The organism is Methylobacterium sp. J-092 (assembly GCF_022829325.1).
Lineage (GTDB): Bacteria > Pseudomonadota > Alphaproteobacteria > Rhizobiales > Beijerinckiaceae > Methylobacterium.
This window is the reverse complement of sequence record NZ_JAKSXU010000075.1, coordinates 35,624-45,408: the sequence shown is the minus strand read 5'-3', so window position 1 is coordinate 45,408 and position 9,785 is coordinate 35,624. Positions and strand designations below refer to the sequence as shown.

Genomic DNA, 9,785 nt, shown 5'->3' with positions numbered 1-9,785 from the left:
GGGTGGAGCAGCCCGGTAGCTCGTCAGGCTCATAACCTGAAGGTCACAGGTTCAAATCCTGTCCCCGCAACCAAACACACCACATACACCTCACAAAACCGCAAACAGCCGGCCCGCGCACCACGCAGGCCGGCTGTTTGCGTTTAGGGACAGCAGGCGACGCCGAGGCGATAACGGTCGCCTGCGGCTCTGCCAAAGCCCTGGTCCGACATTCCACCTGATGACCGCCGTTGCGCGTCCCCGGCAGGGGAGGGGGCACGGCCAGATGACGGCACAGGGACGTCGCGCGTCTACTCGGCCTGCGGAGCCGGCGTTCCGCTGTCGGGATTCATGCCTTCCACCGGCGGCTTGCGACGGGGACGGGGCGTCGCTGCGGGCGTGGCCGTCGTGGTGACGGTGACGCCGAGGCGGGTGGCCAGCGCGAGGGCGCGGTTCTCGGTGACCCGGAGATGGCAGAAGCCGTGAGCGCCCTCCCGGGCGTAGGTCCGGCAGAGCTGCTCGCGGTCCGAGGAGAAGGCGGCCTGCTCCGTGACGATCGGCCGAACGTCCTCGCGTCGGGCGCGCTGCGTCATCAGCTTGTAGTTCTCGCGCACCGCCTTGTCGGCGACCCCGCGGGCCGAGTCGAACTCGGCCGAGCGCGGGATCAGGCCGGCGGCGGCCGGCCCCCACAGGCCGACCGGGGCGGTGGCGCAATCCTGCGCCGAGAACGTGCATAGCGGGGTCGGGCCGAGGCTCGATACCAGCACGCCTCCTTCCGTCACGTCGAAGCGCAGCGGGCATTCGGCGGCGGCCGCCTCGTAGCGCGGCACGCCCTCGGGCTTGCCCTCGGAGGTCAGCGACACGGGCCCGCCGCCGCCGAGCGGCACCTTGCAGGATTCGGTCGGCTGCGAGACCTTGGTGCCGGGCAGCGTGATCCTGGCCGCCATCCCGGATCCCGAGCGCTCGAGCTTGAGGCTTCCGGTCAGGCCGTTGAGCATCAGCTCCTGCCCGACGACGCCGTCTTCCGAGGGCGCCTTCAGCACCACCGGCCGGGCGGGCGCCGCAGGGCGCGGCGCGTCGGGCAACGGTGCCGACGGATCGTCGGGAAGCGGCGTGCCGGGGATGGGTCCCGACGGCGGGGCGGTCGGGACGCCGCGCGGCGGAACCGGAGGCTTGGCTGCGCGGCCGATCCCGAACAGCTCCTCGAAGAAGTTCTGGGCCGAGGCTTCGCCGGGCATCAGGGCCGCGAGGGCGAGGCAGGGGGCCGCGAGCAACGGGAGGACGGGTCTGCGGGTCGGACGCATCGGGTCTTTCGGGCCGGGGACGGCGGCAGGTGGCCCGCGCGATGCCGGCCTCGCACCCTGCCGGACGCTCTTTACGAAGCGTTAACACGCCTTCGATGGCGCGGGCGTGGCCGAGGCGCAACAAAATGCAGGCCGGCACGACATCCGCTGCGCGGGCCCACAGGTCGAATTTGGGTCACCGGGATGCAATGCAGGGGCGAGCCCGCGGAGAAACCGACCGTCCGGCGGCATTCGCCGAGCCGGCGCAAGGACTTGCACGGATCGCGCATCTCGGGGCCCGGCTTCGCCTTGCGAGCCCGCATCGCCCTTCTTATATGCGGCGAGACGCGGGATTAAGCATGGGATTGGAGCCGTTCGCGGCCCTTGTTCCGGCCCCGGTTCCGTCTCCACATCTTCTCACACCACACCGCCATGGGCCGAGCTGCTTCGGGGCTCGGCGGTCTGCTTGATCGCAACCAACAAAAGGGATCCCACCATGGGTAAAGTCATCGGCATCGACCTCGGCACCACCAATTCGTGCGTCGCCGTGATGGAGGGCTCGCAGCCCAAGGTCATCGAGAACGCGGAAGGCGCCCGCACCACGCCGTCCATCGTCGCCTTCACCGACGACGGCGAGCGCCTCGTCGGCCAGCCGGCCAAGCGCCAGGCCGTCACCAATCCCGAGCGCACCTTCTTCGCCATCAAGCGCCTCGTCGGCCGCACCTACGACGATCCGATGACGCAGAAGGACAAGGGCCTCGTGCCTTACAAGATCGTCCGCGGCGACAATGGCGACGCTTGGGTCGAGGCCGACGGCAAAAAGTATTCGCCGTCCCAGATCTCGGCCTTCACCCTTCAGAAAATGAAGGAGACCGCCGAGTCGCATCTCGGCCAGCCGGTGACGCAGGCCGTCATCACGGTGCCGGCCTACTTCAACGACGCCCAGCGCCAGGCGACCAAGGACGCCGGGCGGATCGCCGGCCTCGAGGTGCTGCGCATCATCAACGAGCCGACGGCGGCGGCGCTCGCCTACGGCCTCGACAAGAAGAAGGCCGGCACCATCGCGGTCTACGACCTCGGCGGCGGCACCTTCGACGTGTCGATCCTCGAGATCGGCGACGGCGTGTTCGAGGTGAAGTCGACCAACGGCGACACCTTCCTCGGCGGCGAGGACTTCGACAACCGCGTGGTCGAGTACCTGACCGCCGAGTTCAAGAAGGAGCAGGGCATCGACCTGACCAAGGACAAGCTCGCCCTCCAGCGCCTCAAGGAGGCCGCCGAGAAGGCCAAGATCGAGCTGTCCTCGGCGACCCAGACCGAGATCAACCTGCCCTACATCACCGCCGACGCCACCGGTCCGAAGCATCTCGCGCTCAAGCTCAGCCGCGCCAAGTTCGAGTCGCTGGTCGACGATCTGGTCCAGCGCACGATCGAGCCGTGCCGCAAGGCACTCAAGGATGCCAGCGTCTCGGCCTCCGAGATCGACGAGGTCGTGCTCGTCGGCGGCATGATCCGCATGCCGAAGATCCAAGAGGTCGTGAAGTCGTTCTTCGGCAAGGAGCCGCACAAGGGCGTCAACCCGGACGAGGTCGTGGCCATCGGCGCCGCGGTCCAGGCCGGCGTGCTCCAGGGCGACGTCAAAGACGTGCTGCTGCTCGACGTGACCCCGCTCTCGCTCGGCATCGAGACGCTGGGCGGCGTGTTCACCCGGCTCATCGATCGCAACACCACGATCCCGACCAAGAAGAGCCAGACCTTCTCGACGGCCGAGGACAACCAGAACGCGGTCACCATCCGGGTCTTCCAGGGCGAGCGCGAGATGGCGGCCGACAACAAGCTGCTCGGCCAGTTCGACCTGATGGGCATTCCGCCGGCCCCGCGCGGCATGCCGCAGATCGAGGTGACCTTCGACATCGACGCCAACGGCATCGTCAACGTGACGGCCAAGGACAAGGCGACGAACAAGGAGCACCAGATCCGCATCCAGGCCTCGGGCGGCCTCTCGGACGCGGACATCGAGAAGATGGTCAAGGACGCCGAGGCGAACGCGGAGGCCGACAAGCGCCGCCGCGAGCTCGTCGAGGTGAAGAACCAGGGCGAAAGCCTGATCCACGCGACCGAGAAGTCGGTCAAGGAGTACGGCGACAAGGTCTCGGAGGCCGACAAGGGCGGCATCGAGACGGCGATGACCGCGCTCAAGACCGCGCTCGAGGGCGAGGACGTCGAGACGATCAAGGCCCGCACCACCGACCTGATGCAGGCCTCGATGAAGCTCGGCGAGGCGATGTACGCCGCGAGCCAGACCCCCGAAGGCGGTCCGGACGCCGCCGCCGGCCAGGAAGCCAAGAAGGACGACGTCATCGACGCCGACTTCTCGGAGGTCGACGAGAAGGACCAGAAGAAGCGGGCGTAAGCTCCGCGCGCAACCTGAAGCGGGGCCGGAGCGATCCGGTCCCGTTTTCGCTTGCGGGTTCGGCTTCGGGCCGTCATTCCGGGGGCCGCTCCGGCGCCCGCGCGGAGCGGGCGGCCGCCCGGGCGCGACACGACCCTTCAAGACGCGGAAACAGCGACATCGCCGACTGCCTGGGGCAGGCGGACGAATCGTTAGGGACTATCGAGGCAAGGCATGTCGAAGCGGGACTATTACGAGATCCTGGGCGTCGCCAAGACCGCGTCGGACGGCGAGATGAAGGTCGCCTTCCGCAAGCTCGCCATGACCTACCACCCGGACAAGAATCCCGGCAACAAGGACGCCGAGATCAAGTTCAAGGAGATCAACGAGGCGTATCAGTGCCTGTCCGACGGGCAGAAGCGCGCCGCCTACGACCGTTTCGGCCACGACGCCTTCACGCAAGGCGGCGGCCAGGGCGGGCCCGGATTCGGCAACGAGTTCGGCGACTTCATGTCGGACATCTTCGACAACTTCTTCGGCGACGGCCGCGGCGGCCAGCAGCAGGCCCGCGGGCGCGGCGGCGCACCGGGCCGCGAGCGCGGGGCCGACCTGCGCTTCAGCCTGGAGATCTCGCTCGAGGAGGCCTTCACGGGGAAGGCCGAGACCATCAAGATCCCGACCTCGATCACCTGCGAGACCTGCGCCGGATCGGGGGCGAAGCCCGGCTCCAAGCCGCGCACCTGCCAGACCTGCGCCGGCTACGGCCGGGTGCGGGCGGCGCAGGGGTTCTTCGCGATCGAGCGCACCTGCCCGAACTGCCACGGCCGCGGCGAGATCGTCGACGACCCCTGCACGGCCTGCGCCGGCGCCGGCCGGGTCAACCGCGAGCGCACGCTGGCGATCAACGTGCCGGCGGGCGTCGACGACGGCCTGCGCATCCGGCTCGCCGGCGAGGGCGAGAGCGGCCTGCGCGGCGGGCCGGCCGGCGACCTCTACGTATTCCTCTCGATCAAGCAGCACGCCTTCTTCCAGCGCGACGGTGCCGACCTGTTCTGCCGGGTCCCGATCTCGATGGTGACGGCGGCGCTGGCCGGCGAGATCACCGTGCCGGTGATCGACGGCTCGCAGACCCAGGTGCGGATCCCGGCCGGGACCCAGACCGCCAAGCAATTCCGCATCAAGGGCAAGGGCATGCCGGTCCTGCGCACCCGCGAGGTCGGCGACCTCTACATCCAGGTCTTCGTCGAGACTCCGCAGAACCTGACCAAGCGCCAGCGCGAGCTGCTCCAGGAGTTCGGCCAGACCGCCTCCGACGACAATCATCCGGAGGCCGCCGGCTTCTTCTCGAAGGTGCGCGATTTCCTCGGCGGCTTCGGCGGCACCGCCCGCCAGTAGCGGGAAACGCAAGATGCGGGGCCGGGCGGATCAAAACCGGCCGGCCCCGGTTGAGCCTTCGGCCGAGGTCGCTTCGATCGCCGAGGCTGGTGTGATCGCAATGCGCTAGGCACGAGCGCAACCTTGCCTGTAAGACATGTGCCGACCGCTGCGCTGACCGCCGGGATCGCGACGTCGCGATCGGACCTGAAGGAACATCGGACTTGCCGCCGCTACGTCGTTCCAGTGCGAAAGCCTCGTCCGTGAACGCGAAGGTGCGGCGCGATCCGCTGGAGGACGAGGCGCGGTTCCTCAAGTCCTGGCTCGAGCGCCCCCTCGTCACCGGCTCGGTCACCCCGTCCGGCAAGATGCTGGCCCGGACCATGGCGGCCTACGTCGATCCGGCCGTCTCCGGCCAGGTGATCGAGATCGGACCCGGCACCGGCCCCGTCACCGAGGCGCTGATCCGCCGGGGCGTCGCGCCCGAGCGGCTGGTGCTCATCGAGTTCAACCCCGATTTCTGCACCCTGCTGAAGCGCCGGTTCCCCGGCGTCACCGTGGTGCGCGGCGATGCCTACGACATTCGCGGCAGCGTCGGCGCGGTGCTGACCGGGCCGGCGGCCGCGACGGTCTCGAGCCTGCCGCTGTTCACCAAGCCGCTCGAGCAGCGCCTCGACCTGCTCAACACCGCCCACGACCTGATGCATCCCGGCGCGCCGTTCGTGCAGTTCACCTACGCCGTCGTGCCGCCGATCCCGGCGCGCTGCGCGCTGGGCAGCTACACCGCCAGCGGCTCGAACCGGGTCTGGCTCAACCTGCCGCCGGCCCGGGTCTGGGTCTACCGCCGGCCCTGATCGGCGGGGTGCCCCAATGCGAGCTGAGCGTAGGCCTCAGGTCGCATTCAGGTGCTGGTTGCTACTTCTCCTCTCAAGGCCGGTGCGCGAGCAGCCGGTCGCCCGAGAAGGAGAACCGCCGATGTCCACGACGCCGACCCGAACCCGCCTCGCCCTCGCGGCCCTTGCGCTCGCCGGCGGCCTCGCCGTCGCGGCGCCGGCCCAGGCCGCACCGTTCGCACCCGCTCCGCTTGCCGGGGCCCCCGCCGACGTGGTCCAGGCGCAGTATGGCTACGGCTACGGTCACGGCCCCCGTCATTTCGGCCAGGGCCCGCGCCACTTCGGCTACGGCCCGCCGCGCCCCCGCCACTTCGGCTGGGGCGGCCCGCGCTTCGGCCATCATCACCATCATCGCGGCTACGGCTATGGCCGCGGCTACGGATACGGCCGCGGCGGCTGGTAGGCGAGACCGGGCCGGTGGTGAGAACCACCGGCCCCTTTCATGTCGTCGGGGCGATCCGCTCGAGCACAACCGGTCCCTCGGGCGGCCCCTCGGCCGGCGTCGCCCGGAAGCTGTAGGCCGCCCGCAACGCGGCCTCGGCCCGATCCGCCGCCGCCGCGTCGGCCGCGTGCACGATCCCGAGCCGTCCGCTCGCATCGCCCGGCCGGGCGAGCTGCGTGAAACCCACGCGCCCGTCGATCCCGTCCTCCGGCTGGGTCCGGCCGCCGCCGAGGCCGATCACCGCGAGCCCGATCGCGCGGGTCGCGACCCGTTCCACCGTGCCGACCGCGCGCACCTCGCGGATCACCGGCGCGGCCGAGAGGTGCTTTGCCGGCTTCTCGATCAGGTCGGCCGGGCCGCCGAGCGCCGAGACCATGCGCGAGAAGCGCTCTGCCGCCCGCCCCGAGGACAGGCTCGCCTCCAGCCGCACCGCGGCGTCGCGCGTGTCGGGTGCGAGCCCGCCGGCCACCAGCATCTCGGCCGCCAGCGCCAGCGTCACCGCGTGGAAGCGCGGCTCGCGATGCCCGGTGAGGTAGTCGACCGCGTAGGCGATCTCCAGCCCGTTGCCGGCGGCATGCGCCAGCGGCGCGTCCATATCGGTGATCAGCGCGACGGTGCGCAGGCCGGCGCCGTTCGCCACCGCGACGATGCTGTCGGCGAGCGCCCGCGCTTCGTTGATCCTAGCCATGAAGGCGCCGGAGCCGACCTTCACGTCCATCACGAGGCCGTCGAGCCCGGCCGCGAGCTTCTTGGCGAGGATCGAGGCGGTGATGAGATCGAGCGATTCCACCGTGCCGGTCACGTCGCGGATCGCGTAGAGCTTCCGGTCGGCCGGCGCGAGGTCCGCGGTCTGGCCGATGATGGCGCAGCCGACCTCCGAGACGACCCGGCGGAACCGGGCGAGATCGGGCGTCGCGTCGTAGCCGGGAATGCTGGCGAGCTTGTCGAGGGTGCCGCCGGTATGGCCGAGGCCGCGGCCCGAGATCATCGGCACGTAGCCGCCGCAGGCCGCGACCATCGGCGCGAGCACGAGGCTGACCGCGTCGCCGATCCCGCCGGTGGAGTGCTTGTCGAGGACGGGGCCGGGGAGGTCCCAGGCGAGCACGTGGCCGGACCGCGTCATCGCCCACGTCAGCGCCACCCGTTCGGCCACCGACATCCCGCGCAGGAACACCGCCATGGCGAAGGCCGCCGCCTGGCCCTCGCCGACGCGCCCGTCGGTCAGGCCGGCGACGAAGCCGGCGATCTCGTCGGCGTCGAGCGCCTTCCCGTCGCGCTTGTCCCGGATGGTCTCCTGCGGGAGCCTCATGACGTCCCCTCCGGGGTCGCGGCGGCCATCAGCACGCCGAACAGGCTGCTGGCGCCGAGCCGGACCGTGGCGGGGCTCGCCCAATCCGGCCCCATGATCTTGTCGGCGAGCGCGAGGTAGGCAGCGGCGTCGGCGAGCGTCCTCAGGCCGCCCGAAACCTTGAGGCCGCCGCGCCCGGCCTCGCGGATCGCGCGCAGCATGGTCTCGGCCGCCTCGGGCGTCGCCGAGACCGGGCTCTTGCCGGTCGAGGTCTTGATGAAGTCGGCGCCGGCGGCGAGCGACAGCCGGCTCGCCGCGGCGATCGCGTCCGCGGTGCGCAGTTCCCCGGTCTCGAGGATCACCTTCAGGCCGGATTTCGGGCAGGCCTCGCGCACCGCCTCGACCATCAGGCGGGCGGTCTCCGCATCGCCGCGCAGCAGCGCCCCGTAGGGCAGGACGAGGTCGATCTCGTGCGCGCCGTCCCGCAACGCCTCCGCCGTATCGTCGACCGCGCGGTCCACGTCCTCGCCGCCCGCGGGAAAGTTGATCACCGTGGCGATCCGCACCGGGCCGCCAGCCAGCACGCGCGCCGCCTGATGCACGAATTGCGGCCAGACGCAGATGGCGGCGACGCCGCCCGCGCGGGCATCCCGGCAGAGCCCGTCGATCTGCGTGGCCGTGCAGGTGTCGCCGAGATCCGTCAGATCGAGGAGCGCGAGGGCGCGGCGCGCGACCAGGGCCGGGTCGAAGGTCGGATCGGTCATGCGGGCGGACTCTCGAAGGGGCCGAGGCTCATGGATCGCCCGCGGGCAGGCCGGCGACGAAGCTTCGGATCAGGCGGATCAGGTCGGCGGCGGCGGCGGTCGCGGCCTGCTTGGTCTCGGCATGGTGCGGGTCGCCGTCGCCGATGCCGGCGGCGCGGTTCGTCACCACCGACACGGCGGCGACGGGCAGGCCGAGGAAGCGGGCGAGGATCACCTCCGGCACCGTCGACATGCCGACGAGGTCGGCGCCGAGCCGGCCGGCCATCCGCACCTCGGCCGGGGTCTCGAAGGACGGCCCGGAGAACCAGGCGTAGACGCCCGCGGGAAGGGGGATGCCGCAGGCCGCCGCCGCGGCGTCGAGCCGGGCATTGAGGGCGGGGTCGTAGGCCCGCACCATCGGTACGAAGCGGGCGTCGCTCGGCTCGCCGATCAGCGGGTTCATCCCCGACAGGTTGAGGTGGTCGGACAGCCGCACGAGGCTGCCGGGACCGGCCTCCGTCATCAGCGAGCCGGAGGCGTTGGTGAGCAGCAGGCAGGCGGCGCCGAGCGCCTTCGCCGCGGCGATCGGGATACGCATCGCGGCCGCGTCGCCGTGCTCGTAGGCGTGGGCCCGGCCCTCGAGCACCAGCACCGGGCGCCCGGCGATCACGCCGCGATGCAGCCGCCCGCGATGGCCGCTGACGCCGGCGCCCGGGAAGCCGGGGATGTCGGCATAGGGCAGCGAGACCGCGTCCGCGAGCGCGTCCGCGAGCCCGCCGAGACCGGTGCCGGCGACGATGGCGCAAGCGTAGGGCCCGGCAAAGCCCGCCGCGCGCAGGGTCTCGACCGCATCAGCCACCGAGCGTCTCCGGTCCGAAGGAGGCCGGCAGCAGCGCCGCGAGCGTGAAGCTCTCCGCGACCCCGCCGGGCCCTGCGGCGTGGATCGGCGTCTCGGGGGCGGCGAACTCGCGGATGCGCTGGCGGCAGGCGCCGCAGGGCGTGACGAGGCCGCTGCCGTCGCCGAGCACCAGGATCTCGCGGATGCGCCGGCCGCCGGCCAGGATCATCGCGGCGATCGCCCCGGCCTCGGCGCAGGTGCCGACCGGGTAGGCCGCGTTCTCGACGTTGCAGCCGGCATGGATCGCGCCGTGCTCGTCGCGGAGCGCCGCGCCGACCGCGAAGCGCGAGTACGGCGCGTGCGCCCGGGCGCGGGCAGCGGCGGCGGCGTCGAACAGGGCGGCGAGGTCGAGAGGGGAGGAGCCCGGCATCCGCGATCATTGGCACCGGCCGTGCCGGGCTGTCGAGAGGGCGGGCGAGGCGGCAGGGGCGTGCGCGCCGCCGGCTTTCGCTCGCCGAGCGCGCGTCCTAGAACGCTGGGAACGATTGTCATC

The 9,785-nt window shown here is 71.4% G+C and carries 9 protein-coding genes; 4 read left to right on the top strand and 5 right to left on the bottom strand.

Annotated features, from left to right (window positions below):
- Nucleotides 1-290: 290 nt before the first annotated feature.
- On the bottom strand, nucleotides 291-1,283 hold the full coding sequence (locus tag MKK60_RS08465; RefSeq protein ID WP_243937622.1) for a hypothetical protein: 993 nt from the start codon (nucleotides 1,281-1,283) through the stop codon (nucleotides 291-293).
- Between the two features lie 475 nt (nucleotides 1,284-1,758).
- Here MKK60_RS08465 and dnaK point away from each other — a divergent pair, with 475 nt between their 5' ends.
- The 4 genes from dnaK (at nucleotide 1,759) to MKK60_RS08445 (ending at nucleotide 6,324) form a co-directional block, all read left to right on the top strand.
- Nucleotides 1,759-3,675: a molecular chaperone DnaK gene (gene dnaK / locus MKK60_RS08460; RefSeq protein ID WP_243985055.1), complete on the top strand. Its 1,917-nt coding sequence runs from the start codon at nucleotides 1,759-1,761 to the stop codon at nucleotides 3,673-3,675.
- A gap of 213 nt (nucleotides 3,676-3,888) precedes the next feature.
- A complete protein-coding gene (dnaJ, locus tag MKK60_RS08455; RefSeq protein ID WP_147843274.1) occupies nucleotides 3,889-5,049 on the top strand; it encodes a molecular chaperone DnaJ in 1,161 nt (386 codons plus the stop codon).
- Between the two features lie 203 nt (nucleotides 5,050-5,252).
- Nucleotides 5,253-5,882, top strand: a complete 630-nt coding sequence (locus MKK60_RS08450; RefSeq protein ID WP_147728271.1) for a class I SAM-dependent methyltransferase — start codon at nucleotides 5,253-5,255, stop codon at nucleotides 5,880-5,882.
- A 121-nt stretch (nucleotides 5,883-6,003) separates the two neighbouring features.
- Complete coding sequence (locus tag MKK60_RS08445; protein ID WP_243985054.1) at nucleotides 6,004-6,324, top strand: hypothetical protein; 321 nt, start codon at nucleotides 6,004-6,006, stop codon at nucleotides 6,322-6,324.
- 37 nt (nucleotides 6,325-6,361) lie between these two features.
- Here the strand turns inward: MKK60_RS08445 and deoA are convergent, their stop codons facing one another.
- From deoA to cdd, 4 genes are read right to left on the bottom strand one after another with little or no spacing between them, the layout of a single operon-like run.
- Nucleotides 6,362-7,672: a thymidine phosphorylase gene (deoA, locus tag MKK60_RS08440; RefSeq protein ID WP_243985052.1), complete on the bottom strand. Its 1,311-nt coding sequence runs from the start codon at nucleotides 7,670-7,672 to the stop codon at nucleotides 6,362-6,364.
- Complete coding sequence (gene deoC, locus MKK60_RS08435) at nucleotides 7,669-8,415, bottom strand: deoxyribose-phosphate aldolase (RefSeq protein WP_147843270.1); 747 nt, start codon at nucleotides 8,413-8,415, stop codon at nucleotides 7,669-7,671. The genes deoA and deoC overlap by 4 nt, the downstream gene beginning before the upstream one ends.
- A gap of 28 nt (nucleotides 8,416-8,443) precedes the next feature.
- The gene (locus tag MKK60_RS08430) at nucleotides 8,444-9,253 is read right to left on the bottom strand and encodes a purine-nucleoside phosphorylase (protein ID WP_243985050.1); all 810 of its coding nucleotides are present in this window, start codon (nucleotides 9,251-9,253) and stop codon (nucleotides 8,444-8,446) included.
- Nucleotides 9,246-9,662 (bottom strand): cytidine deaminase, encoded by a 417-nt coding sequence (gene cdd, locus MKK60_RS08425; RefSeq protein WP_147728476.1) that lies wholly within the window; start codon nucleotides 9,660-9,662, stop codon nucleotides 9,246-9,248. Before cdd ends, MKK60_RS08430 begins: the two co-directional genes overlap by 8 nt.
- Nucleotides 9,663-9,785 lie beyond the last annotated feature (123 nt).